At 48.4% G+C, this 24,916-nt stretch carries 18 protein-coding genes and 5 tRNA genes; 14 read left to right on the plus strand and 9 right to left on the minus strand.

The window, feature by feature from the left end; translation table 11 throughout:
- The first annotated feature begins 166 nt into the window (after window positions 1–166).
- Window positions 167–2,185 carry a DNA helicase Rep gene (gene rep / locus AOT11_RS07195; RefSeq protein WP_017420442.1) on the plus strand — a complete coding sequence of 673 codons (2,019 nt, stop codon included), beginning with the start codon at window positions 167–169 and terminating at the stop codon, window positions 2,183–2,185.
- Between the two features lie 62 nt (window positions 2,186–2,247).
- Here rep and AOT11_RS07200 read toward each other — a convergent pair whose 3' ends face one another.
- Window positions 2,248–2,652: a c-type cytochrome gene (locus AOT11_RS07200; protein WP_026050285.1), complete on the minus strand. Its 405-nt coding sequence runs from the start codon at window positions 2,650–2,652 to the stop codon at window positions 2,248–2,250.
- A gap of 302 nt (window positions 2,653–2,954) precedes the next feature.
- Between AOT11_RS07200 and AOT11_RS07205 the strand changes: the two genes are divergently transcribed.
- From AOT11_RS07205 to AOT11_RS07250, 10 genes are all read left to right on the plus strand, one after another.
- A tRNA-Arg gene (locus AOT11_RS07205) sits at window positions 2,955–3,031 on the plus strand.
- Window positions 3,032–3,069: 38 nt separating this feature from the next.
- A tRNA-His gene (locus AOT11_RS07210) sits at window positions 3,070–3,145 on the plus strand.
- A gap of 26 nt (window positions 3,146–3,171) precedes the next feature.
- Window positions 3,172–3,248: transfer RNA gene (locus tag AOT11_RS07215), tRNA-Pro, on the plus strand.
- A gap of 74 nt (window positions 3,249–3,322) precedes the next feature.
- Window positions 3,323–3,398 (plus strand) — tRNA-His (locus tag AOT11_RS07220).
- A 24-nt stretch (window positions 3,399–3,422) separates the two neighbouring features.
- A tRNA-Pro gene (locus AOT11_RS07225) sits at window positions 3,423–3,499 on the plus strand.
- A 910-nt stretch (window positions 3,500–4,409) separates the two neighbouring features.
- Window positions 4,410–6,125 (plus strand): dipeptide ABC transporter ATP-binding protein, encoded by a 1,716-nt coding sequence (locus AOT11_RS07230; protein ID WP_017420440.1) that lies wholly within the window; start codon window positions 4,410–4,412, stop codon window positions 6,123–6,125.
- 75 nt (window positions 6,126–6,200) lie between these two features.
- Window positions 6,201–7,757, plus strand: coding sequence for an ABC transporter substrate-binding protein (locus tag AOT11_RS07235; protein WP_017420439.1), 1,557 nt, complete (start codon window positions 6,201–6,203; stop codon window positions 7,755–7,757).
- Window positions 7,758–7,908: 151 nt separating this feature from the next.
- Window positions 7,909–8,886 carry an ABC transporter permease gene (locus AOT11_RS07240; protein WP_017420438.1) on the plus strand — a complete coding sequence of 326 codons (978 nt, stop codon included), beginning with the start codon at window positions 7,909–7,911 and terminating at the stop codon, window positions 8,884–8,886.
- 2 nt (window positions 8,887–8,888) lie between these two features.
- Complete coding sequence (locus AOT11_RS07245; protein WP_017420437.1) at window positions 8,889–9,827, plus strand: ABC transporter permease; 939 nt, start codon at window positions 8,889–8,891, stop codon at window positions 9,825–9,827.
- 186 nt (window positions 9,828–10,013) lie between these two features.
- A complete protein-coding gene (locus AOT11_RS07250) occupies window positions 10,014–10,958 on the plus strand; it encodes an SPOR domain-containing protein (RefSeq protein ID WP_017420436.1) in 945 nt (314 codons plus the stop codon).
- A 64-nt stretch (window positions 10,959–11,022) separates the two neighbouring features.
- Here the strand turns inward: AOT11_RS07250 and AOT11_RS07255 are convergent, their stop codons facing one another.
- Window positions 11,023–13,374, minus strand: coding sequence for a hypothetical protein (locus AOT11_RS07255; RefSeq protein ID WP_017420435.1), 2,352 nt, complete (start codon window positions 13,372–13,374; stop codon window positions 11,023–11,025).
- A gap of 251 nt (window positions 13,375–13,625) precedes the next feature.
- On the opposite strand from AOT11_RS07255, the gene AOT11_RS07260 reads away from it, so the two are divergent.
- Window positions 13,626–14,489, plus strand: coding sequence for a hypothetical protein (locus AOT11_RS07260; protein ID WP_017420434.1), 864 nt, complete (start codon window positions 13,626–13,628; stop codon window positions 14,487–14,489).
- 22 nt (window positions 14,490–14,511) lie between these two features.
- Here AOT11_RS07260 and AOT11_RS07265 read toward each other — a convergent pair whose 3' ends face one another.
- The 5 genes from AOT11_RS07265 to AOT11_RS07285 all read right to left on the minus strand — a co-directional run bounded on the left by AOT11_RS07265 (window position 14,512) and on the right by AOT11_RS07285 (window position 20,406).
- The gene (locus AOT11_RS07265; RefSeq protein WP_017420433.1) at window positions 14,512–16,086 is read right to left on the minus strand and encodes a hypothetical protein; all 1,575 of its coding nucleotides are present in this window, start codon (window positions 16,084–16,086) and stop codon (window positions 14,512–14,514) included.
- 8 nt (window positions 16,087–16,094) lie between these two features.
- Complete coding sequence (locus AOT11_RS07270) at window positions 16,095–16,667, minus strand: sigma-70 family RNA polymerase sigma factor (protein WP_017420432.1); 573 nt, start codon at window positions 16,665–16,667, stop codon at window positions 16,095–16,097.
- Window positions 16,664–18,103 carry a hypothetical protein gene (locus AOT11_RS07275; protein ID WP_017420431.1) on the minus strand — a complete coding sequence of 480 codons (1,440 nt, stop codon included), beginning with the start codon at window positions 18,101–18,103 and terminating at the stop codon, window positions 16,664–16,666. The genes AOT11_RS07270 and AOT11_RS07275 overlap by 4 nt, the downstream gene beginning before the upstream one ends.
- Before the next feature lie 6 nt (window positions 18,104–18,109).
- A complete protein-coding gene (locus AOT11_RS07280; protein ID WP_017420430.1) occupies window positions 18,110–19,456 on the minus strand; it encodes a serine/threonine protein kinase in 1,347 nt (448 codons plus the stop codon).
- 152 nt (window positions 19,457–19,608) lie between these two features.
- Complete coding sequence (locus AOT11_RS07285) at window positions 19,609–20,406, minus strand: chromosome segregation ATPase (RefSeq protein WP_017420429.1); 798 nt, start codon at window positions 20,404–20,406, stop codon at window positions 19,609–19,611.
- Window positions 20,407–20,506: 100 nt separating this feature from the next.
- On the opposite strand from AOT11_RS07285, the gene AOT11_RS07290 reads away from it, so the two are divergent.
- Together AOT11_RS07290 and AOT11_RS07295 are read left to right on the plus strand one after the other, a co-directional pair.
- Window positions 20,507–21,403, plus strand: a complete 897-nt coding sequence (locus AOT11_RS07290) for a response regulator (protein WP_017420428.1) — start codon at window positions 20,507–20,509, stop codon at window positions 21,401–21,403.
- Between the two features lie 75 nt (window positions 21,404–21,478).
- Complete coding sequence (locus tag AOT11_RS07295; protein ID WP_026050286.1) at window positions 21,479–22,486, plus strand: substrate-binding domain-containing protein; 1,008 nt, start codon at window positions 21,479–21,481, stop codon at window positions 22,484–22,486.
- Between the two features lie 54 nt (window positions 22,487–22,540).
- Here the strand turns inward: AOT11_RS07295 and edd are convergent, their stop codons facing one another.
- The gene (gene edd, locus AOT11_RS07300) at window positions 22,541–24,337 is read right to left on the minus strand and encodes a phosphogluconate dehydratase (RefSeq protein ID WP_017420426.1); all 1,797 of its coding nucleotides are present in this window, start codon (window positions 24,335–24,337) and stop codon (window positions 22,541–22,543) included.
- Window positions 24,334–24,855: a gluconokinase gene (locus tag AOT11_RS07305; RefSeq protein WP_017420425.1), complete on the minus strand. Its 522-nt coding sequence runs from the start codon at window positions 24,853–24,855 to the stop codon at window positions 24,334–24,336. The genes edd and AOT11_RS07305 overlap by 4 nt, the downstream gene beginning before the upstream one ends.
- Window positions 24,856–24,916 lie beyond the last annotated feature (61 nt).

Raw genomic sequence — 24,916 nt, forward strand, 5'->3', positions numbered from 1 at the left:
GGTTATCCACCAGTGAATGAACGTTCATTCATTATAGCGGAAACAATAGCCATATTGGCAAGTGCTATGTGTGCTATTGAGTAAAAATCTTGTCAATGAGGCAATGGCAATCTCATCACTCGACGACTATTATATGGGCCTCGATTTTTGACCACAGATAAGCGCTATGAAACTGAATCCAAGACAAGACGAAGCCGTGAAATACGTATCAGGTCCCTGCCTCGTGCTTGCGGGTGCGGGTTCAGGAAAAACACGCGTGATCACCAATAAGATTGCCTATTTGGTGCAACAGTGTGGCTACAAAGCGCGTAATATTGCGGCGGTCACCTTCACCAATAAAGCCGCACGTGAGATGAAAGAACGTGTGGGACAAACACTGGGGAAGGGGGAATCAAAAGGCCTGATGGTGTCAACCTTTCACACGCTTGGTTTGAACATCATCAAGCGAGAGTATCGTCATTTGGGTTTGAAGTCGGGCTTTTCGTTGTTTGACGATCAGGATCAGCTTGCACTGCTTAAAGAGCTGACTGAAAAACAGCTTGATGGCGATAAAGATCTGCTACGTCAGTTAATGAGCACCATCTCAAACTGGAAAAACGACATGCTCTCACCAGAGCAGGCCGTGGCACGTGCGCAAGGTGAACAGCAGCAGTTGTTTGCCTTCTGTTTTGAGATGTATCAAAAGCAGATGAAAGCGTACAACGCGCTCGACTTTGATGATCTTATCTTGCTGCCCGTATTACTCCTTCGTGGCCAGGATGAGGTGCGTCAATACTGGCAAAACCGTATCCGTTATCTTCTGGTCGATGAGTATCAAGACACCAACACCAGTCAATACGAACTGGTGAAATTGCTGGTGGGTGAGCGCGGACGATTAACCGTGGTTGGGGATGATGACCAATCGATTTACTCTTGGCGTGGTGCAAAACCGCAAAACTTAGTGTTGTTGGGGCAAGATTACCCCAACTTACGCCTGATTAAATTGGAGCAAAACTACCGTTCGACCAGCCGTATTTTGCGTGCGGCGAACATCTTGATTGCCAATAACCCACACGTGTATGAAAAGTCGCTCTTCTCGGAAATTCCCGATGGAGAAAAGCTCAAAGTGCTGTTGGCCAATAATGATGAGCATGAGGCGGAGCGCGTCACGGGGGAAATCATTGCCCACAAGTTTCTCAATCGCACCGACTATCGTGACTACGCCATCCTCTATCGTGGTAACCATCAATCGCGCCTCATCGAAAAGTCGCTGATGCAAAACCGCGTTCCTTATCGACTGTCTGGTGGTACGTCTTTCTTTGCGCGCGCGGAGATCAAAGACATCATGGCGTATTTGCGAGTGTTGGTGAATCCTGATGATGACAACGCATTTTTGCGCATCGTCAACACACCCAAGCGTGAAATTGGCCCTGTGACGCTGGAGAAGTTAGGCAGCTATGCCAATATGCGTGGCAAAAGTTTATTTGAAGCCAGCTTTGAACTTGGCCTTGAGCAGCATTTGACCGGACGTGGTCTCGACAATTTGCGTCGCTTTACTCATTGGCTGGTGGCGATTGCCGATCAAGCGGAGCGAGGGGACACAGTCGAAGCGGTGCGCTCGTTGGTGCGAGATATTCATTATGAGGATTGGCTGTACGAAACATCTGCCAGCCCGAAAGCCGCAGAAATGCGCATGAAAAACGTCTCTGATCTCTACTCTTGGATTGTCGCCGATTTAGAAGGTGACAATAACGATCAAGAAGAGAAAACGTTGAAAGAAGTGGTTCAACGTTTGACACTGCGTGACATGATGGAACGTGGTGAAGAAGATGAAGACAGTGATGCCGTACAACTGATGACACTGCATGCGTCTAAAGGTCTGGAATTTCCATATGTGTACCTGATCGGGACTGAAGAAGGGATATTGCCGCACCAAACCAGTATCGATGAAGATAACGTCGAAGAAGAACGCCGCTTAATGTACGTCGGCATTACGCGCGCGCAGCGAGAGTTAACTTTCGTGATGTGTAAAGAGCGTCGTCAATATGGGGAACTGATCAAACCCAGCCAAAGCCGTTTTCTCGATGAATTGCCTTTCGATGATGTGGAATGGGAACAAACCAAAAAGCCAGTGACACAGGAAGAAAGAATGGCCAAAGGCCAAGCGCACATTGCCAACTTACGTGCCATGTTCAACAAGAAGTAAGCGGTAGACAAATAAGAAAAGGGCTTGGAAAACCAAGCCCTTCTGCTTTAGGAAACTTTGCTTTATAGACCTTTGATCATGTGATCAATAGCGGCAATGATTTCGTCATCGGAACAATCCATACACGTACCGCGAGGAGGCATAGCATTAAAGCCCTCAATCGCGTGCTTGTTCAACACATCATGACCTTGTGCAATACGCGGTGCCCAATCAGCTGCATTGCCAGATTTTGGTGCGCCATTTACCCCAGACGAGTGACAAGCAATACAAAAAGTGCCGTAAACTGTTGCGCCATCACGCGGTCCGGTTGGTTCAGCTTTGACTGGCTCACTACCTGCTAGATAAACATCACCTACTGGCTTGATGCGCTCTGCAATTGCATCGTGGTCAGTACTGGTAGCCATAGCTGCCGTAGAAAAGGTTAAAGCAGCGAATAAAACGCTAATCATTCGTCGAGACATATCCATTAAACTCACTTTACATTCCCAAGGTAAGTCAGCTGGCTTACCAAACATTTATATAGTTAGAGTGCTGTTTTGATTTAACGGTAAATTATCACTGTTAAATCAATGTAAATAATGGGTGATTATATCCCGTTAACTTGTTGCAATAAACAACAAGTTATCAGCTACAGGGGCTGAATCACATCTGTTATTTACATTTGTAGCCAGATAACTGACGAAAAAGAGACCAAACGGAAAAAAAACTAAAAAAAACACTAGACGCCATAGTGTGAACTACGTATTATTCCACTCCGCCGATAGGGCATGCGCCCGTAGCTCAGCTGGATAGAGCGTTGGCCTCCGGAGCCAAAGGTCGAAGGTTCGAATCCTTTCGGGCGCGCCATTTGGATGCCTGGAGGATATATCGGTGAAAAAACAATGGTGGCTATAGCTCAGTTGGTAGAGTCCCGGATTGTGATTCCGGTTGTCGCGGGTTCGAATCCCGTTAGCCACCCCATTCTTTTCTAAGAATGAAACATTTGTCGGTGAATAGCGCAGCTTGGTAGCGCATCTGGTTTGGGACCAGAGGGTCGGGGGTTCGAATCCCTCTTCACCGACCACTATTATTTGGGTTTTGCTTAAGGCGAGGCTCAGGTTTATGGCTTAAATAAGCGGTAAACATGACAATCTGATGGTGGCTATAGCTCAGTTGGTAGAGTCCCGGATTGTGATTCCGGTTGTCGCGGGTTCGAATCCCGTTAGCCACCCCATTCTTTCTTTAAAGAATAAAATTTCGGTGAATAGCGCAGCTTGGTAGCGCATCTGGTTTGGGACCAGAGGGTCGGGGGTTCGAATCCCTCTTCACCGACCACATTCTAAAGCCTCACTAGCAATAGTGGGGCTTTTTTACATCTTGTATTAGATGCTGATGATTTTGTGTGCATACTGGGTTGGGGTCTGGAAGTCCAGTCGAGCTCCTCTTCACCGCCCACTGTAGAAAGTCTGCTTTTGTCGCAGGCTTTCGTTGTTTTGGTATCGTGGACTAAACGTCTGTGCGATCTTCTTCTCTCTACCTTCTCTCTACGGTTCTCATTTTCTTGCCTCAACCCACGAGCCTTACTGGGTATGCCGATGCGCTCCCTTTTGTCTCTGATGAGAGACTTTTAAGGCTTTCTAAGCGGAGTTGCTGATGAACCTCTCAATCTGAGAGGAAATCTCCTCTTTCTCATAACGCGTGGTTTTTTTCTGTCTATATTTTAGTTTCTTGGCATTTAACTCTCTGATTTTCAAACACCAGTGAGTTCCTGGTGCTGTGGAGGAAAAACACAGCGGATATCCAATGTCTAGAATTCCATATTTAGCATTTTATGCTTAATGATTAGTTACACACTAAGCGTATTAACTGGTTTTTCTAAATGGAATAAAGTGTTGTTTTGTATTTGTTAATATTCACATAGAAAAATCTCACGGAAGATTGTGAGGAATAATTGGCCTTTTTTGGCGACACTTTCTAGCAAAAATGCCAACTGGCACACAAAAAATGTTGTTCTGATTTTTGTTAAATATCTATTAACGAATATTTATTCGATATTTTTGCCTTGAAATTAACCGATTGCTGGCCGTTAAACTTTAATTGTTGCTTTTTTGTGTGTTTTTTGCCAAATTGTGTTCCGACCTGATTTTTAGAGTAATATTCTGCAATCAGAAGGGATTCATTGGTTTGTTGAATGATGATTGTGTTTGATTATTCAGCACCACAGACAAGGCAGTAGAGGTCTGAAATGTCACTATTAGAAGTGAAAAATCTTCGTATCGAGTATCCGTCGCGGCATGGTGTTCATGCGGCGGTGAAATCGTTGTCGTTTAATATTGAACGAGGCGAAATTGTTGGCGTCGTCGGTGAGTCGGGTGCGGGCAAGTCAACCGTAGGTAATGCGGTGAGCGATTTGTTGAGCCCTCCTGGTCGTATTGCCAGCGGTGATGTGTTCCTTGATGGTGAAAAAATTTCAGGCCTTTCTCCAGAAGCAATGCGCAAAGTGCGTGGCTCTAAAATTGGTTTTATCTTCCAAGATCCCATGACCTCGCTTAATCCTCTCTTTACTGTGGAACAGCAGTTAAAAGAAACCATTCACGCTAATATGAATGTCTCTGACGAAGAGGCTTACACGCGTGCATTGTCATTAATGAAGCAGGTGGGTATTCCTCAACCAGAAAACCGCTTAAAGCAGTATCCTCACCAGTTTTCTGGCGGTATGCGTCAGCGTGTAGTCATTGCGATTGCCCTAGCGGGCGAGCCGGATTTGATCATTGCTGATGAACCAACCACGGCACTCGATGTGTCGATTCAAGACCAAATCCTCAACCTGATCCGCGAGTTATGTATTAAGCATAACGTGGGTTGCATGTTGGTAACGCACGACATGGGCGTAGTATCGAACGTGACTGATCGTGTTGCTGTTATGTACCGAGGTGACTTGGTTGAGTTTGGTCCAACGGCCAAAGTGTTGGGCAATCCAGATCATCCTTATACGCGCAGCTTGATTTCAGCGGTACCACGTTCGGATAGGAAGCTTGATCGCTTCCCATTGGTCAGCTACATCGAAGAGGCGAGTGAACTGCAGCCTCTTGATATTAAGAATCACTGGCTGGGTCAAAGTGAAGATCAGAGAAAATACACCGGACCACTGCTTAATGTGGAAAACGTTAACTTGCGTTTCGTCACTAAGGACTCGCTGTTTGAGAGCCGTCGTGAGTATGTGCAGGCATCAAATAACGTTAGCTTCCAAGTGCATGAAGGGGAAACCTTTGGCTTGGTGGGGGAATCGGGGTCGGGTAAATCCACTATTGCACGAGTCATTGCCGGGCTGTATGCGCCTAACTCAGGTAAGGTGACGTTTGAAGGTATTGACCTTACCGCATTGACCTCAGAAAAAGCGCGCCGTCCTTTGCGTCGCCAAATGCAGATGGTATTCCAAAATCCATACACTTCCATGAACCCGCGTATGAAGATATTTGACATCATCGCGGAGCCCATTCGTTTCCATAAGTTGACTAACAGTGAAGCGGAAACGCGCCAAATCGTGAACGATCTCTTGGAGCACGTTGGCTTAGGGCGAATGGCTGGGGTGAAATATCCACATGAATTTTCGGGTGGCCAGCGTCAGCGTATTTCGATTGCGCGCGCATTGGCGACTCGTCCACGTCTTTTAATTTGTGATGAGCCCACCTCGGCACTGGATGTCTCGGTTCAAGCACAGATTCTGAATTTGCTCAAAGATCTACAAAGCGAACTGAACTTAACCATGCTGTTTATCAGTCATGACCTTCCGGTTATCCGCCAAATGTGTGACCGAGTGGGAGTGATGCAGATGGGAACCCTGCTCGAAGTCGCACCGACTGAGCAACTGTTCCGCTCTCCACAGCATGAATACAGTAAGCACCTGATTTCCTTGATGCCAGAGTTCACTGGTTTGAGGGAAGAGGTGAAAACGGCATAACCAAGCTTGCTTGGCACAATAACAGACGCAAATACAACAACTAGGGATTCGGATTCCCGCATAAGGAGTTATGCAATGAAAACCATGAAAAGCAAACTGACCGTGGCTTTAATGGCTGCAGGCCTAAGCCTGAGTGCTGCTGCGGCAGACATCAAAGTTGCTTATGATGCAGATCCAGTGTCACTTGACCCGCATGAGCAGTTGTCTGGTGGTACGCTACAAATGTCGCACATGGTGTTTGATCCACTAGTTCGTTATACCCAGAAATTGGATTTTGAACCTCGCTTGGCTGAAAAATGGGAACGTGTCAATGACACCACTTACCGCTTCCAGCTACGTAAAGGGGTGAAGTTCCATTCCGGTAACGAACTGACGGCAGATGATGTCGTGTGGACATTCGATCGTCTGAAAGAGTCTCCAGACTTTAAAGCGATCTTTGAACCGTATGAAAAAATGGTCAAAGTGGACGATTACACCGTTGAGTTGGTGTCCAAAGGGGCTTACCCATTGGTGCTACAAACTGCTACTTACATCTTCCCGATGGACAGCAAGTTCTACTCTGGTACGACAGCTGATGGCAAAGACAAAGCGGAAGTGGTGAAGCACGGTAACTCATTTGCTTCGACCAATGTTTCTGGTACTGGCCCGTTCATCGTCACTTCTCGTGAGCAAGGCGTGAAAGTAGAATTTGAGCGCTTTAAAGATTACTGGGACAAAGAGTCAAAAGGTAACGTGAATAAGCTGACGCTTGTGCCAATCAAAGAAGACGCGACTCGTGTGGCTGCGCTCCTTTCTGGTGGTGTTGACATGATTGCGCCAGTGGCGCCAAACGATCACCAACGTGTGAAAGATGCGAAAGGCATCGATCTTGTGACGCTGCCTGGTACGCGCATCATCACTTTCCAAATGAACCAAAATAGTCATGAAGCGCTGAAAGATGTGCGTGTTCGTCAAGCGATCGTTCATGCCATCAACAATGAAGGCATTGTTGATAAAATCATGAAAGGTTTTGCGACAGCGGCTGGCCAACAAGGCCCTGAAGGCTACGCGGGCTATAACGCGGAACTGGTTCCTCGTTTTGATCTGAAAAAAGCCAAAGAGCTGATGAAGGAAGCGGGCTACGAGAAAGGCTTTACGCTGACGATGATCGCACCGAACAACCGTTACGTTAACGATGCGAAAGTGGCTCAAGCGGCGTCTGCAATGCTATCGAAAATCGGTATCAAAGTCGATCTAAAGACCATGCCGAAAGCGCAATATTGGCCTGAGTTTGATAAGTGTGCGGCAGACATGTTGATGATCGGCTGGCACTCAGACACAGAAGATTCTGCGAACTTCTCTGAGTTCCTCACCATGACGCGCAACGAAGAAACAGGTCGTGGTCAGTACAACTGTGGTCACTACTCAAACCCAGAAGTGGACAAGTTGGTAGAAGCATCGAACGTAGAAACCGATCCTGCTAAACGTGCCGCGATGCTACAGAAAGTAGAAACCACGCTGTACAACGAAGCAGCATTCGTTCCTCTACACTGGCAAAACCTAGCGTGGGGCGCGAAATCTACGCTGGATATCAAACCAATCGTCAACGCGATGGACTTCCCATACTTTGGTGACTTGGTCGTTAAAGAGTAAGACTCGCTTTCTCCCACTCAAGCGTTGGGTGGGATGAGTGATTTTAGGCGCTCAACTTTGTTTCAGTCGGGTTGAGCGCCGTTTTCAGACTGAAGTTTATATGGCCGTGATAGCAAGCGGGCATAGTCATGGATAGCAAAAGGGGCAAGGAATGTTTTCGTTTCTGGTCAAGCGCCTGTTTCAGGCACTGATAGTGATGTTTGTGATCAGTTTAGTGGCGTTTGCCATTCAGGATAACCTAGGCGACCCGTTGCGTGAGCTAGTGGGCCAGTCAGTTTCAGAAGCAGAGCGCCAAGCGCTGCGAGATGAACTTGGTCTAAACGATCCCTTTATCACCAAATACACTCGCTTTATCGGCGCTGCATTGCAGGGCGATTTAGGCACTTCATACTTTTTCAAACGTCCTGCGGTGGATGTGATTCTTGATAAACTCGTTGCCACCCTAGAGTTGGTGTTTGGCGCGACCGTATTAATCATCGTCTTTTCGATCCCGCTTGGGGTTTATTCCGCGATTCATCCGAAGAGTTTCTTTACTAAAGTGGTCATGGCAGGCAGTAGTATTGGTATTTCGATCCCCGTTTTCTTAACCGCGATCATGCTGATGTACGTCTTCTCGATTGAGCTGCAATGGCTGCCATCCTATGGGCGAGGGGAAACGTATAACCTACTCGGGTGGGAATCGGGCTTTTTTACTCTTGATGGTTTAAAGCACCTCGTGCTGCCATGTATTGCGCTAGCTTCAATCATGTTGCCACTGTTTATTCGTCTGGTGCGTTCAGAAATGCTGGAAGTACTGAGTTCGGAGTACATCAAATTTGCCAAGGCGAAAGGCCTCGCGCTGAACAAAATTTATTACCAACATGCGCTCAAAAATACCATGCTGCCAGTGTTAACCGTTGGTGGCGTGCAGATTGGTACCATGGTGGCGTACACCATTTTGACTGAAACCGTGTTCCAATGGCCGGGTACGGGTTTCCTTTTCCTTGAGGCGATCAACCGTGTGGATACCCCACTGATCACCGCTTACGTCATTTTTGTCGGACTGATTTTCGTGGTGACCAACACCATCGTTGACCTGCTGTATGGCTTAATCAACCCGACCGTAGATTTAACAGGCAAAGGAGCATAATCATGGAACAAACGAATAAAGCTCCTTCTGCATGGGAACGCTTTAAAGAATCGGATTTTCTTTACTATTTTAAACGCGACAAAGTGGCGATGAGTAGTTTTGCGGTGTTCATGCTGTTTTTGTTGTTGGCGATTGCCGCACCATTAATTGCGCCGAGTAACCCCTATGATCTCTCTTCGATTGACATCATGGATGCGGAACTACCGCCATCTTGGATGGAAGGCGGTGATGAAAACTTCGTACTGGGCACCGATGAGCAAGGGCGCGATATTCTTTCCACCATCTTATACGGTTCGCGTTTATCGTTAACCATCGGCTTTATGGCGGTAGCGCTACAGCTGTTTTTGGGTATCGTGATTGGTCTGTCGGCGGGTTACTTTGGTGGTCGTATTGACAACTTCTTGATGCGTTTTGCGGATGTTCAGCTCTCCTTCTCGACCATGATGGTGGCAATTATTGTCTCGGCGATTTTCAAAGCCAGTTTCGGCAGCGATTTCTACAGCCAATATGCGGTGGTGATGCTGGTGGTGATCATCGGTGTGGCGGAATGGCCACAATACGCACGTACGATCCGCGCCTCGGTATTGGCGGAGAAGAAGAAAGAGTACGTGGAAGCTGCGCGAGTGATGGGCTTTAAAGCACCGCGCATCATGTTCCGTCATATTCTGCCGAACTGTTTGTCACCGATTTTGGTTATTTCAACCGTGCAAGTCGCTAACGCGATCATGTCGGAAGCGGCGCTCTCGTTCTTAGGGCTGGGTTTGCCCGTTGACCAACCGTCACTGGGCGCATTGATCAGCATTGGTTTTAACTATATCTTCTCCGGCGCTTGGTGGATCACCGCCTTCCCTGGCATTGTGCTGGTGACGCTGGTGTTAGTGATCAACCTATTGGGTGACTGGTTACGTGACGTATTTAACCCAAAAATCTACAAAGGGTGATCTGAGCTGATTGATTTATAATCGGAAAACTACCTAAACTAAGAGTCGTAAGCCAATTACGGCTCTTTTTTTGCTTGTCATTTTTTATTCACCAGTACGCGGCAAATTTTTGGCCTTACAACGTGTTGTAGGCAGCAGTCTGAGCGTCACTGAACAATTCATTGATGAAACGGGTAGAGTGAAGTTATGGAACAAAGCAAATCGGCCCTTTTGCCGATCTTCAAACCTCAACGATTGTGGCTGATGGCGGCATTGTGCTTTTTTGGTGTTGCTACTCCTGCAGCGGCGGAAGGCTTTCTATGTGAAGCCACACAGGCAAGCACCAACGAATTACCCATGTTAGACAAAGCCTGCCCGATTGGCGATGGTGTTTGGGGTAAAAAAGCGCCCAAAAGCGGCAAAGAGGATTTCTTTTGGATTCAATGTGGCATCTTAAATCAGCCAATGCCACTGGCTGACGCCAAACCGCTTTACAAGCAGATCACCACCGATGTGTGGATGAAACCTGAAAACAAAGCCTATCGTTGCTTAATTGGCCCGTATCAATCTTTTGCTCAAGCCAGTAAAGATCTTAAACAGGTCAAAAAACTGGGCGATTACCGAGAAGCCTTTATTCGAGTCGTTAAGCCACATTCTGTGGCAAAACCGGTCGCGGCAAGCAAAGAACAGAAAGCGATAACCAAGCCCACCGCCCCAAAAACGCAACCGAAAGTACCGGTTGCTGCCAACAAGCCCATGCCGGCCCCTGCGCAGGCGACCTTGGCCACAACGCCAGCTAAGCGCAGTAACGACGACTCTTCATCCATCGACATTCGTAAAAGTGCCGAGTTAAAAGGTCGTACTTATGCAGTGCCTTACTTGATGGATGATGAGCACCAGTTTTATATGGAACACAACCAAGCATGGAATCGCTTGGATTACCGCAGTGCGGAAGTAGTGTGCAGCGATCTGCACATGCGTTTGTTAACCGAAGAGGAATTTTTTACCCTGCTGGACTCCAAAGTGATGGAAAACCAGCAGTGGCCAGTGCAGTTACCCTATTGGGGAAGAGGAAAAAAAGGCTTCTTTACCGATGGCCGTGTGACGCAGGTAAAAGGCTCTTCGCTGTTGAATGTGCTGTGTGTGAAGTAGTTGGATGACACCCAAAACAAATAAGCCCCGCGATGCGGGGCTTGGTGTTTTTCAATGGTAACAATTATTCGTTGTTGCCAGCACCTGTCCAAGTCATATTGAACTTCACGGCTTCAATGTATTCGCCTTGTTGGGCTTTTACTTTGCCGATAAAGCTATACACACCACCAATGGTTAGTTCAGGCAAGTCGAAATCAATACCAGCGTGATCGATACCATTGTCGTCTGTTTTGTCATAGCATTCTAGAGACGTTCCCCATTCGTTCCCCGAATAAACACCGTAAGATTTGTGAATGATCCCCGTGTTGTAATCGGTGGTTTCCGTGACCAGCCCTGGACCTGTGATAATAAAGTTCTCATAAAACTCTTCTGCATCTTTACAAGTAAAGTTTTGATCCGGGAACTCCAACGTTAAGTTTGCATCCATTGCCCCTTCATCATCTGGATTATTGTTTCTCCGCAGCGATAGAGAGACCATGCCGAGCGCTTCGACACCATCAACCTCTGTTGGAAGCGGCATATTGAAAAAGCGCTGTTCTGGTCCATCATCCGATCGGATTTGAATGCGTGCTTCTGCGTCTGACTTATTGCTAAACAAGGTATAACGCTCGGTTCCTTCATTGGAAGTCCAGAACAGGATTTTTGCCCCAGGGGCAATGTCATCAGCGTCTGTAATTGTCAGCGTTGCATCGGGGTCATCACCAAATTTGGCAATGACTTGATTTCCTTGAACTCTATATGTGCCATTGGACCAAGAGTTTTCCGCTAACTCGCCACATTGGGTTAAGTTGCTCATGGTGCGGTAGTTACCTGAAACTTTTCCGTTTTCAAAGTGCAGTGTGTCACACCAGATACGACTGTAAGGGAGTTTTTCCTCAGGTGTGCCACTACCATGCTCGAGGCGATACCAAGTTTTTCCTTCCAGTGGGTGAGCCTCTGGTGGAGGCATCACTCCGGCTTTCACTTCAGGCATCAAGAAAGTCACCGTTTCTGATTCTGCATTCTTATCGTCTGTCACTTGAAGAGTAATTTTCCCTTTCTGGTTCCATTCCATTTTTGGTGTACCAGATATGGTTACTATGAGGTTATCGAGATCTGTGTTTGATGATAAGCCATCAACAACACCACCTAGACCAACTTTGGTAGATTTGATCTCACCGTCTGTGTCGGTGAAAAGAGGGGTTAGGCTGATGGTTTGTGAGAACAGCTCGCCTTCTTGAAGTTGCCAACCGTCGATTTCTCGTTGGATTCGTGCTTCTACTTCTTTATCCACGATTGGAGCTAGGTTTGCTGAATCTACTTTCAGTGTGAACTTTGTGCTCACTGGAGAACCAACTTGGCTACCATCTGCTGCCTTATCTTGCGATTGCAGAATAATCGTGAATACGCCAGCTTTGATGATGCCTGCTGTATTTGCTGAAAGCACCAAGTCAGAACCAGAAAACGTTGCGATTAAACCTGCTTCATCAAATGTTGATTCACCACTTGTTATCACGGCTAGAGAGGCCTGATCTGGGTCATCGAAGAGATTAGCGATAGAAATGTGCGCTGTTGTAAAATGCTCATCTTGCACGATAGTTAGTGCATTTAGGCTGTGTTGAACGCGAGATTGCGCAGACTCACTAACGGTTAACTTATTGTTGATAACTTCTGTTGGTACCAGTGTGTCTTCATTTGGTGCTGTATCTTTAATAACAGGTTTGTAATTGACCTCTTTGACTTGCTCTTCTGTCAAATCACCGACAATTTTGCCAGCTTGTTCGGCAAACTGTGTTGCTTTTTTTTCATAGCTGCCAGGGTTAGCGGCTTTTGACTCGGTCAGGATTTGCGCTGTTTTGTGCAAGCTAACATTTTTGTCTGCACCATCGATGAAGTTACTCAGCAGTTTGATGGGCTGCTCTGGTGTGCCACCGAGTGCCGTGCTTACTTTGAGGATCGCTTCTTCTTCACTAGCACCCGAAGCCATCTCAATGGCAACTAGATCACTGAGAGGTGAGATAACCGTCGATTTGGATGGGGCGCGAAATACCACCTCATGCGCCATCGCTTGAGTTGGATGATCCATATCGATAGTGTACTTGCCCGCATAAGTTTCAGGCGCGTGGTTGGCCAGTGCAGTTTGAACGGTGCCGCCCGGAGTGAGCGTTTGAAGTGCCAGTACACCTTGCGTATCGGAAGGGATCGTTCGACGGCCTTCTTTATCTGTGAGACCGAAAATCGTATCGCTGCCGATATCGAGCTTGCCATTGTTGTTCTTATCAAGAAACACCACGGCTTGATTAAAGTAACCGTCAAAGCCTGTCACGATAACGCCGCCTGGAGCGACGTTGTCGTTTGAACCTGAACCACTGTCTGAACCGCCACAACCGGTGAGGGCGATCGCCACTGACGCTGCTAGTAAACTAACCTTTTTCATCTAAGAATCCTTTGCTTTTTTATTCTGACTAAATTGAATAACGCACATCGTTAGAGTCTTCTTTCATCTTTTTATAAATCATGCGAAAGAAGGGGGAATTTCGGGACTTTTTATCCGGTTAGAGTGGGAGTTTCAAGGCACGGAAAACAGCGAAAAAACCGTAAAATTTATTTTAATTTTTTTATCAGTAACGGGGTTGGCAAATGGATCGTGAGGGTTAACATCTGGGCCAAAAATTTCAGGAGAAACAGATGAAACAGTGGGCTAGGTTAATCATGATTGGTGCGTGTTTGGGCTCTTCAGCGGCTGAGGCGCAAACGACCCTTGATAAGAGCAAATATGGTTACTCTTACTTTACCCTTGGCTTAGAAAATGTGGTGTATGAAGAGTTGTTTCCCGGTTTAGACTCCGATGCCAGTGTGGTGAGCCCCGTATTGAACACGGGCGGGCTGTACCACATTAACGCGCGCTTTGATTTTTCCATTGATGCGTTAGCGACATTTTCACCGATCAGTGCCACCGAAGAGTGGCATAAAAGCGGTACGCTGATTCAAACCAACCAGTTTGAATATCTGAAAGCGGCAACCAACATTTTGCTGCACTACAAACTGCAAGATAACTGGCGTGTGTTGGCAGGGACGTCATTGAGCTATCAAACCTACAAACGCTATGGCCTGAAAAACCACAATGGTTACCTCAATGATGTGTTTCGCGAAGGCAATACGTGGGAAGAGAAATCGACGGATATTTTCCTGGATGCTGGCTTAGCCTACGATTCTGGCCATCTGTATGGGGAGAGCGATTGGCGTGTTAGTGGCCGTTGGGTTTTCGGTGTGCCGATTTGGAGTGTCACTGAAAACTCACGCTTTGAAGACATTCAATTTAACGATTTCGGCTTTAGAACCAATGCGGAAGCAACCCTTAGCTATCAGATCATGCCAGGTTTGCATTTAGGGTGGTTTGTGATGCTCGGGTACGAGAAACGCTTCGAGTCTGATCCACAGCGAGTGAGCTATACCACAGCAAGTGGTGTGGAGAAGCAAGGTCAAGCTTGGTTGCCAGAAGCGCAAACTTGGACACTCAATACGGGATTACAAGCGTTGTGGAACTTCTAATCCCGTTTATTGGCGCTTAATTTTACAGTTGTGGGTGGTGGTAAATCAGATTGATTTTCAACTCCTCCAACAGGTGTGCGAACTGAGGTTTTGGGCGCAGGATGTAGCTGTAAATCTCGCCTTGTTGCAGATCGTTGTCATCTCGGTAGTCATGATTGATGGCCAAAGAGCGCTTGTTTGGTCCTGATGGAAAGACAAAACAGGCGACCGAGGAGACGCCATCTTCGTTGTGGCTGTAGGAGATGACATCTTCGTAATCGCCCCGACCAGCAATGACGGAGAGTTCGAAGTAGGGCAGTAAGGTGGAGCAATCAAAACTGCCACTGATGCGATGAATGTTGAGGTCGGAGTCAAAGCGTTGATACACCGTGGGGTCCGCAGCTTGACGCTCGTAGATGTAGTTACCGACCTCGGCAGGAAGGTAATTTTGCTCAGCGTCGATAAAGAGGTAGTCAAAAAAGACCATCTCATAAAGCGTTCGACCCGTTTCCACGTTGAGCCTCGCTTCCATCGCGGCTTTGTCAGTGAGCATGGTGTAGGTTTCGTACTGGTTGCCGTCATGCACCGTGGTGAGATGGTTTACCAATCCTTCCGTGAGGTTGGATGGGTAGCTTTGGCGAGTCATCCAGGTTTGTTTGGCATCAAAGGCGGACTGGCTGCTGGTGAGAATCAGCTTTTCGTCTTGCTGCTCAAACTCGCCAATCAACTTGAGCTCTTCGTCATCGGGGCATTGGCGACGATTGCGCGCAGCGGCGAAATAGACCTGATGATTGATTAACTTCCACGCTTGGCAGTAAATCACCTCATAGGGATAACGAACGCCCGCAAAGGTTTGGGTGGTTTCTAAGCGATAGAAGGTTTGACCAATCAGTGGGTGAGTAAACTGCGTACCCGTTTCGCCAATCGCTGGTAGATCAAAATAGGCTTTTACCCACGCTTGGTCATCACTACCGTGGTGGTCATCGCGCGCAGCGATCATCAACTGGGGTTGCGCTGCGGCTTTGGTTACGGTGCCTAAGATCTGCACGGCACCCAGATTGCGAACTTTGAGCCCCGGCACATTGATGCGCACAGTGAGGGTGAGAAAGTCGTCATCGGCATCCACAAACAGTTGATCAATGTTGAGGGAATAGTGAATGGGCGCGCCTTGATCGAGCTCCCAGCCGAAAACCTGACTCTGGATTTGTCGCGCCACTTCGGCGTTGATCCTAGGTTTACTGTTTGTTCCACTGCCGTCAAAGTTAGCGGGTTCGCTGGTTATCACCTGGGTATAGGTGGTGGCTTCTAGCGTGTCATTTTCAACGTCAGGCTGTGGTGTTTTTGCTAACGCTTCTACGTCTGCAGTGGGCGCTGGTGGAGCCAGATCCTCCAATGCTTGGGCAAACACCACTTGAGGATCTGAGTTTGTGTTTTGGGTTGGCGTTGCTGCGTTTGGTGCTTTGCTTTCAACCGAAATGGCTTTGGCATGTGGTGCTGCGACACGGGTTTCTGTCTCAGCCAGCACACTCGAGGTGGCTTGGCTTGAAGAGAGCCAAAACCACATCCCAGTAACAAGCGTTACTGTCGTGGCGAAGAGTAAAGGTTTACGATGTGTCATGGGTCGATTTACGCCATTCTCGATTGCAGCCAACTGCGTGAGAATTTGAGGTCTTTTTCAATCAAGCTGGCACTGCATTCGAGTAACTCGCTGATCTCTTGGTTTTTCATCCCCATTAAATATTTCAGCTTGAGCGCATTCGATTGGCGTGGGTAGCGAACACTGAAGTTGTCCAGTGCTTTGTCCATGATGATCAACTGCTCAAACTTTTCCTGTTGTTCACTCGGTAGCTGTGTCACTTGCTGGCGTTTTTGCGCCTGCAGTGAACGTGCATTGTCGATCAAAATTTGGCGCATCACTTTGGCTGCCATAAGGAAAAAGTCGCGCTTGCCGCTGATTTCACTCATGTCGCTGGTGGAAAGCTTTAGGTACGCATCGTGGATCAAAGCGGTGGTGCTGTTCACGCTGTCTGCCAACACTTCGTTTTCAAGACCATACTTCTCGGCGTTCCGTTCCCGCTCTTGTTGGGCGATTTTGCGCAGTTGCAGGTAGGCAAATTGATACAGCTGGCTTTCGGCTTCTTTGTCACCGGCTTGCCACTGTTGAATGATATGGGTAAGAGAAGTCGATTGCGCACTCATGACGGCTCTCCTTGCTGTTTTACGAATTCAGAAATGGTGTAAGTATCAATGCGATCAGAGCCATCACGCTGAGGTGAGACTTGCTGTTGATAGCGATACAAGATGCCCTGATCCCAATGCTTGCCGGCTGGAAGGTACTCCCAGGTGGTGTATTGCGCTGGGTAAGGTTGCGGAAACCAGCGCACCATCAGATTCATCTGTTCGAGTTGGGCATGACCCGAGGCATTACGTAACCACCACATATCTTGGTATTGCTGGGTCACGTTTTGGATGTAGTGTTTCTTGTCAATTGGACACTGAGTTTGTTCGCTTGGCCCAAGCCAAACCTGCCCATTGGCAATTCTTAGGCAGCGCTGAGCTAAGGCATTGCCCTGGTATTCAGTCTCTTTCCAAATTCCTTCAAAGGCGATGTGTTGCCCTTTGTTTTCAGGATAGATAAACCAAATCGATTCCGATTTGTTACTGTGAGTGACTTCGGCCTTCTTGCCCAATCCTTGCATTTTGCCCATCAGTAGCTCGGTGTGAGGGTCAAAATTCATCGCGACTGAACGGTATTTCCAGTCGCCTTCGTCGTCGAAATCTTCCAGTGAGAAACCATTGAGATCGTGACGTGTGCAACCTTGGCTCGCACAGCCCACAACCCCTTCCCATTGCTCAAAATAGCTCAGTGGTTCAACGGTTTTTTCTCGATAGGCGTGCTGTCGGTTGAGGTAACAGCCGTTGAAGTAATCGCCCGCGCTGGGGTATTGTATTACGTGCTCCTGGGTCACTTCAAAACTCATCGCCCCGACCGGGGTGCGGTGGTTCGGTTTATCGAGCATACGTAAATCGAGTGCACAAGCACGGCCCTGCCAATCGGTCTTTTTGATGATGATGTTTCGTAGGCGCATATTCAGCGGTGAGAAAATCACTTCATCGGAGGTAAAGTGCTGCTCAATATAGCGTTGGCTCTGATTTAAGTGTTCTGCTGCTTCTTTGATGGAAACCAAATCCACGTTCAGTTGGCTGGCGGTGGTATCGAGAAAATTGAGATCGATGCCTTGCAACTGTTGCTGGAATTTAGGGTCGGAGATGATGCGATTGAGCAGAATGATTTCATCCCGATTTTCTGGGGTGCTGTCGAGTGACAGCAGCAAGCGCGTCATATTGATACTACGGCTTGGTTTGGTGGTCGCCAATGTTGGGGTAATCACCTCTTGGCCTGAAAGCGTTGTGAGCAAGTAGCCACTGTCGTCACTGCCGAGGAAAAAACTCACCACATCCCCTGGGTGGTATTGAAAAGCGCCTTTGTGAGTGGTGCCTGAGAGATTCGAACTGGTTTTGTAATACAAGCCCGTAACGGGAGAGTCAATAAAGTAACCCGTTTTGGGCGTGGCCGATTGCGCGCTCAAGGAGAGGCAACTTAGCAAGGCAGTGGCAAAAAATAGTGGCTTCATGATCTCTTACCATTTTGATTCAGGTTGGCGGCAGTTTGCTTGGCAGTTTGCCTCGACAGCGTGTTTCTCTGGTGTTGGCGTGATCATGGCCAACAACATTTTCTGCTTGATGTGCTTGGGTATGTCGGGATTGGAGAGAATTCGCCGACGCGTGATTTCCAACATCGAATTCACCGACAGGTTTGCCATCTCATTGCCTTTGGTGTGGAACATCAAGCTGGTCACTTCGTACATCATGTTTTCTGCAATCAGCTTTTCTTGTTGTAGCTGGCGATTTTTGGTCATCAAGGTGCTGGTGAACAGCATGCCGCTCATCACCAGTAAGGTCAGCAATAAGCTGGGAACTGGCCTTCTTTGTATCAGCCGTTTGGTGGTGTAGAGCGGAATGTGTTGTTTGAGTGAAATCGGTCGGCATGCCAACATGTTCTCGATGTCAGCTCGTAACTCGCTGACACTTTGGTAGCGCTGTTCTGCTTTTGCTTGGGTCGCTTTGTCGAGGATGAAGCGTAGGTCGGAGTGTTTGCCTACCTGCGGGAAAAGCAGGTGCAGGATTTTCCCGAGCGAGTAGAGATCGCTTTGCTGAGTTAAGTAGCCACCCGATTTTTGCTCTGGGCTGGCATAATGCTCGCTAAAGGCCACCAATCCCACTTGCCCTGATTGATTGGCCTGAGTGCTGACTTTTTGCGTTAGGTTAAAATCGAGCAACTTGGGTCTGATATCTTGATCAATGAGGATGTTTTCCGGCTTGATGTCAGCATGCAGCACCTGATTGTGGTGCGCGTGTTCAATCGCTTGGCAGAGGTAGCGAAAGAGCGTGAGCTTGGCGCGCGTATCAAGGTGATGTTGTTGCAAAAAGGCATCCAGCGTGAGGCCTTCCACCTTTTCCATGACAATGTAAACCGAATCTTGATGCACTCCGCCATCAAACACTTTGGCAATACAAGGGTGGTTAAGGCGAGCCAGTAACTGCGCTTCGTCAAACAACGCTTTTTTTCCCAACACTTGAGTCAAAGAGGGCTGGATAAACTTGATGGCCAATTGCTGTTCAAACGTTTCATCGGCGCGATAAGCAGCGTACACCACGCCCATGCCTCCTCGTCCTAACTCGTGAGTGAGCTGATATTTGTCGATCAACTGGTTGGAAAGGTCGAGCGGAATCTCGGTGGCATGATTGGCGTGAAAGCCAAGCAAGGCGGTGAAAGGCTCATGTTCATGAGGCTGGATTAACGGTGTCAACGCTCGATAGACATCAGGGGCGTCTTGTTCGAGTTGTTGGAGCGCTTGTTGTTTTTCTTCTTCATTGAGATCCAGCAAGTGATAAAACACTTGCGTGGCACTGGAACCTAACTGCACGACGATAACGATTTCTTATATTTTTATTAGCGGCTAGTTTATAAGAATTCTGTATTATATGTGAGACTTTTCTTACAGATAAGAATTCATTGAAATGGGTTTATGAATTTTGTCGGGAAAAATAAAATTCAACAGTTTGTCGGTGGCGAATTTCATTGTTCTCCGTTTTCCATTTTTTGTGTCAGTTCCAAATATTTCTGCTCAATAAACGCCTTCTCTTTGTTCACGTGCATCAGCTGTTTTTGCATCGCAAGTAGCTTCTGTTTGAGCTCATCACTGGCGGCGCTACTCGTGCTGGTAGAAGCCTGATTGGCCAACTGCTGTTTGTAATTCTCAATGGTGGCGAGCAGTTGATCCTTCTCTTTTTGAAAGCCTTGTTCAACGTCTTGAAAGCCACCGCTTTCGCTGATCATGATGTACTCCCGCTCCAGTTGCTCAAACTGTTTCTCAATATCCTCTTTCTGTTTGCGCAATCCATCAACGGTATCATTTTGTTCTAGTAGCTTGGCTTTGGCTTTGCGCAGGCCACGCACGCTTTTGTCGAGATCGCCCCTGAGCTTACGAATCAACTGTTGGGATTTACTCAGTTTTTGGTTGAGAGCCTCAATGGAGGCGAGATCGTGTTCACTGGGGTTTTGGCTTGTGGCGCGAATCTCGGCGACTTGCTTTTCAAGTGCCTGTTGAATTTGAATCAAGGCATTGAGCGTGTCGCGATTTTCATTGCTGTAGTGAAGGGCGTGATTGACCGATTCTTCACACATCGCCACTGTCGTTGGGGAGGCGGCAAGGCTCTCTGCGTTTGCCTCTTTGGGGTGAATCGCTTTGCGAAACTCTCGCAGCATCAGCCACAGCAACACAAACCACACCAATAAAATCATCAAGCCAAGATTGATGCCTAACATCAGCAACAACTCTTTATCCCAAGATTGGTCGAAGAACTCGAGCGACATCGCGTGCTTACCTCGTTTAATGGCGTATTGATAAGTTTAGAAGCTGCGACGAATTGTGCCTATAATTTAAACACTTCTCGAAATTGGACGCGCAAATAGAGTGAAAATACTGATTGTCGATGACAGTAAAGCGACGCTAGAAATTGTACGCAAAGCCTTGCTTGGGTTTGGCTATCGTCGCTTATCGATTGAAAAAACCAATTGCGCCCTTGCGGCGTTAGAGAAAGTGGAGCATTGGCGTCCGGATATTGTGTTGACGGATTGGCACATGCCAGACATGAGTGGCTTGGAGCTGGTGCAAACCGTTGCCACCCGTTTTCCTGAGGTGAAAATCGCGATGATCACCACCGTCGACGATGACGAGCAGATCGCCCAAGCAAAAGCGGCGGGGGCCAGTTTTGTGTTGAGTAAACCGTTCGACGATGACGCGCTGCATCGCAAGCTATTGCCACTGGTACAAGGGGCGGAAGAGAGTGAAAAAGCCTTTGATGAGCTGGTGGAAGTGCAAAAAGAGCTCGCGCTGCCGAAATTAAGCCAGCTCGAGAAGTTGCTACAAAAAGTGGTGCATGGGGAGATCTGCTTAGCCAATATTCGGCAGCAGCAGTTTGATGAAAGCAAAATCCCTTGCATGATTGCCATTTATGAAGATGGCGAAACGCAAAAACCACGCGCGGTGGCGGTGCTGGATATTTACGCCGTGTGCGTGTTGGCCAGTGCCAATATGAGCATCACCCCCGAACAGTTGAGTCATGCCATTCATAAAAAAATGGTCAGCAAAACAATATTGGATACCTGCCAAATGGTGTTGGATAAATCCTCTTTGGCATTTTTGGACAGCTTAACGCGCAAAAGTTTGCGGCTAAAAAGCGTCAGTTTTGTGCCGGAAGCGTTTGATAAGTTGAAGGTGTTGTTTAGTAAACCCGCCGATAAACGCCTCGATTTCTCCTGCCAGTTAGGGGAGATGGCGCAGGGGAAGATCACATTGGTGGGTTTTTAGCGTAGCACCTTGGTTGTGTGTGAGGATCGGATTGGTCATAATGTTACAAGTAACATTAATGACAAAAATATTTTTATGGCTCAACACAATAAGAAACCGCGCACCACTTTGCAGGATGTGGCGGATCAAGTCGGCGTGACCAAGATGACGGTATCACGCTACATGCGTAATCCCGATTCGGTGGCGGAAAAGACCCGCGAGAAAATCGCCACTGCGATTGAACAGATGGGGTACATCGAGAACCGTGCCCCAGCGATGTTGTCTAAATCCTCTAGCCGAGCCATTGGGATCCTACTGCCTTCTTTGTCCAACCAAATTTTTGCTTCCTTTGTTCAGGGCATTGAAACCGTCACCAAAGCACATGGTTATGAAACCCTCTTGGCACACTTTAGCTACGATGAGCTTGAAGAGGAGCGCAAAATCGCGTCGCTGCTCTCGTATCAGGTGGATGGTTTGATTCTAACGGAAAGCCACCACACCGAGCGCACAATGCAGATGATCAAAAACGCAGGCATTCCCGTGGTCGAAACCATGGAACTGCCAGCGCAGCCAATCGATATGGCGGTGGGGTTAGACCACGAAGATGCTTCTTACAGCGTGGTTAAACGCATGTTGGCTTCGGGTAAGCGCACCATTGTGTATTTTGGTGCACGCTTGGATACGCGTACCAAACTGCGTATGCAAGGCTATGATCGCGCCATGCGTGAAGCTGGCTTAGAGCCGAAACACGTGCTGACGGGTGAACACTCCAGTTTCTCGTTGGCGGATGAGCTGTTAGAGCGCGCCTTAGCGACATATCCAGAGATGGATGGGGTTTTTTGTACCAACGATGACATCGCCATCGGTACTTTGCTGTGCGCGCAGCAGCGCGGTATTGAGGTGCCGAAGCAACTGGCCATTGTTGGCTACAACGCCTTGGATATCGGCCAGACGATTCGTCCGAAATTGACCAGTGTCGATACGCCACGTTTTCAAATTGGTGAGAAAAGTGCCGAGTTGTTGCTGGCCCGTTTGCGCGGTGAAACGTTAGAACAGACTGTGGTGGATATGGGCTACCGCATTACCGCCGGCGAGAGTGTGTAACGGACTGGGTTGATGTGATGAAAACCAAGGGCGCGATAAACGCGCCCTTGTTGATCAAACAATAAAGCTGGCACCGTGTTCGGCGCTAGAAACCGATTGGCGAAGGGTGCTGAACAGATTGCGTCCCCAAGTTTGCTGGCTTGCCTCGGTATCGATTTCAAGCACGCAGCGACCAGTGGTGTCGCTGAGGTTGTTTAACTCACCTGTCTGGCAATCGACACGAATCACATCACCATTACGCACTAAGCCAATCGCACCGCCACGAATCGCCTCTGGAGAGACATGAATGGCCGATGGGATTTTACCTGAAGCGCCAGACAAACGGCCATCGGTCACCAGCGCCACTTTAAAGCCCGCCTTTTGCACATTGCCGAGAATCGGCATCAACTTGTGCAGCTCTGGCATGCCATTGGCGGCTGGGCCATTGTGCGTCACCACCACAATGCAATCTCGGTTGAGCTCACCACGTTGATACGCCGCTTCCACCTCATGCTGGCACTGAAACACCAGTGCTGGTGCTTCAATCACGCGTTGCTCTTCTTTCACCGCAGAAACTTTCACCACCGCTTTGCCCAAATTGCCACTCAGCACTTTTGTGCCGCCTGTGGACTGGAAAACGCAGCATTTGTCGGCGATAACATGGCTATCGAACGTACCCTCACATGGTATCCAAACAAGCTTACCGTCGACGAGGTTTGGTAGGCTCATTTGGTCGTCGAACTCGCCAAATACTGGCTTGACGTCACGATGCAACAGAGCCGACTCATTGAGTCGATGCAGCAGCGCAGGCACGCCACCCGCTTGTTGGAAGGCGTTCATGTCAGCGGGGCCGTTCGGGTATACGCGTGCTAGCAGTGGTACCACGTCAGAAAGATCACTGATGTCCTGCCAAGTAAGCTCAATACCCGCAGCGCGCGCCACGGCCAACATGTGAATGGTGTGGTTGGTACTGCCACCGGAAGCAAGTAGGGCGATGATGCCGTTGATCAGGCTCTTTTCAGTGACCACTTCAGCCAGTGAGCGGAAGTGGGCCGAGCCGGCGGTCATGGCGGCAATTTTGATCGCCGCGTGTTCAGTCAGCGCGTGTCGGAGCTCTGAGTTTGGATGGATAAACGCCGAGCCGGGTAACATCAATCCCATCGCCTCAAACACCAGTTGGTTGGTGTTGGCGGTGCCGTAGAAGGTACAGGTGCCGACGGAGTGATAGGCGCGACACTCCATATCGAGCAGCGCGTCTTTACCCACTTCGCCCGCCGCGTATTTTTGGCGAACATCGACTTTTTCTTCATTGCTGATGCCCGTTGCCATGAGACCCGCTGGCACAAATGCGGTAGGCAAGTGCGCGTAAGCGAGTGCGCCCATCAGTTGCCCCGGAGCGATTTTGTCGCAAATACCGAGTAGCAAGGTGGCATCAAACACATTATGGCTCAAAGAGAGGGCAGTGGATTGCGCAATCAGATCACGAGAAAACAGCGACATATCCATGCCCGCTTGACCTTGGGTTACGCCATCGCACATCGCAGGCACACAACCGGCGACCTGCGCGGTATGACCATACTCTGCCAGTGCGCGCTTAATTTGCTCTGGGTAGTGCAGGTAAGGCTGGTGGGCGCTGAGCATGTCGTTGTAGGCGCTGATCAGCGCCACATTGGAATGAGTAAAATCGAGGATGTTTTTCTTTTCTGCCGAACAAGATGCCGCCACCGCGTGCGCTAAGTTACCACACGATAAACCAACACGTCCTTTGCCCGCTTTGGCTTGCTCTTCGGTGCGTGAAACAAACGCCGCACGTGTTGCTTGGCTGCGTTCCACCAAGCGCTGAGTGACCTCTAAAATAACGGGATGGGTCATGCTTGTGCCTCATCTTGCTCTAGAATTAACTCGGCCGCGTTGGCGACAACGTCTTCGATAGTGGTATCAATGCTCACCAATAGAGTGCGAGGCTCGCCATCGGGGCGTTCAAGTGTTTCAAACTGGCTATTGACCATGTTCTCTTTCATGAAGTGGCCTTGACGCTGGCGCATGCGCTCAAGAATGAGTGACTTGTCGCCATCGAGGAACAAGAAGGTGACATTGTTGTTGCCGTCGCGGATTTGATCGCGGTAGCTCTTTTTCAGCGCAGAGCAGACGATAATGCCGTGCTCATTTTTGCTTTCAAGGCTATACGCCGCATCACGAATGCGCTCCAGCCACGGCTTGCGGTCGTCATCGTTCAGTGGCTGGCCAGAGGCCATTTTCTGAATGTTAGCGCGTGGATGGAGATCGTCACCATCAATGAATTTACGCCCCAGTTTTTCTGCCAACAGCTCACCAATTGTGGTCTTTCCGCTTGCGCAGACACCCATCACAATGACACTACTACCCGCCATAACTTGTCCTCATAACTAAACTTGCGCGTGATCTCAAATTTGAAATTCACTTTGAAATATG

The sequence above is a fragment of the Vibrio vulnificus NBRC 15645 = ATCC 27562 genome, assembly GCF_002224265.1.
Lineage (GTDB): Bacteria > Pseudomonadota > Gammaproteobacteria > Enterobacterales > Vibrionaceae > Vibrio > Vibrio vulnificus.

Coding starts and splice junctions, on each gene's coding strand:
- rep (WP_017420442.1), top strand. CDS start 167: ATGAAACTGAATCCAAGACAAGACGAAGCCGTGAAATACGTATCAGGT.
- AOT11_RS07200 (WP_026050285.1), bottom strand. CDS start 2,652: ATGGATATGTCTCGACGAATGATTAGCGTTTTATTCGCTGCTTTAACC.
- AOT11_RS07230 (WP_017420440.1), top strand. CDS start 4,410: ATGTCACTATTAGAAGTGAAAAATCTTCGTATCGAGTATCCGTCGCGG.
- AOT11_RS07235 (WP_017420439.1), top strand. CDS start 6,201: ATGAAAACCATGAAAAGCAAACTGACCGTGGCTTTAATGGCTGCAGGC.
- AOT11_RS07240 (WP_017420438.1), top strand. CDS start 7,909: ATGTTTTCGTTTCTGGTCAAGCGCCTGTTTCAGGCACTGATAGTGATG.
- AOT11_RS07245 (WP_017420437.1), top strand. CDS start 8,889: ATGGAACAAACGAATAAAGCTCCTTCTGCATGGGAACGCTTTAAAGAA.
- AOT11_RS07250 (WP_017420436.1), top strand. CDS start 10,014: ATGGAACAAAGCAAATCGGCCCTTTTGCCGATCTTCAAACCTCAACGA.
- AOT11_RS07255 (WP_017420435.1), bottom strand. CDS start 13,374: ATGAAAAAGGTTAGTTTACTAGCAGCGTCAGTGGCGATCGCCCTCACC.
- AOT11_RS07260 (WP_017420434.1), top strand. CDS start 13,626: ATGAAACAGTGGGCTAGGTTAATCATGATTGGTGCGTGTTTGGGCTCT.
- AOT11_RS07265 (WP_017420433.1), bottom strand. CDS start 16,086: ATGACACATCGTAAACCTTTACTCTTCGCCACGACAGTAACGCTTGTT.
- AOT11_RS07270 (WP_017420432.1), bottom strand. CDS start 16,667: ATGAGTGCGCAATCGACTTCTCTTACCCATATCATTCAACAGTGGCAA.
- AOT11_RS07275 (WP_017420431.1), bottom strand. CDS start 18,103: ATGAAGCCACTATTTTTTGCCACTGCCTTGCTAAGTTGCCTCTCCTTG.
- AOT11_RS07285 (WP_017420429.1), bottom strand. CDS start 20,406: ATGTCGCTCGAGTTCTTCGACCAATCTTGGGATAAAGAGTTGTTGCTG.
- AOT11_RS07295 (WP_026050286.1), top strand. CDS start 21,479: ATGGCTCAACACAATAAGAAACCGCGCACCACTTTGCAGGATGTGGCG.
- edd (WP_017420426.1), bottom strand. CDS start 24,337: ATGACCCATCCCGTTATTTTAGAGGTCACTCAGCGCTTGGTGGAACGC.
- AOT11_RS07305 (WP_017420425.1), bottom strand. CDS start 24,855: ATGGCGGGTAGTAGTGTCATTGTGATGGGTGTCTGCGCAAGCGGAAAG.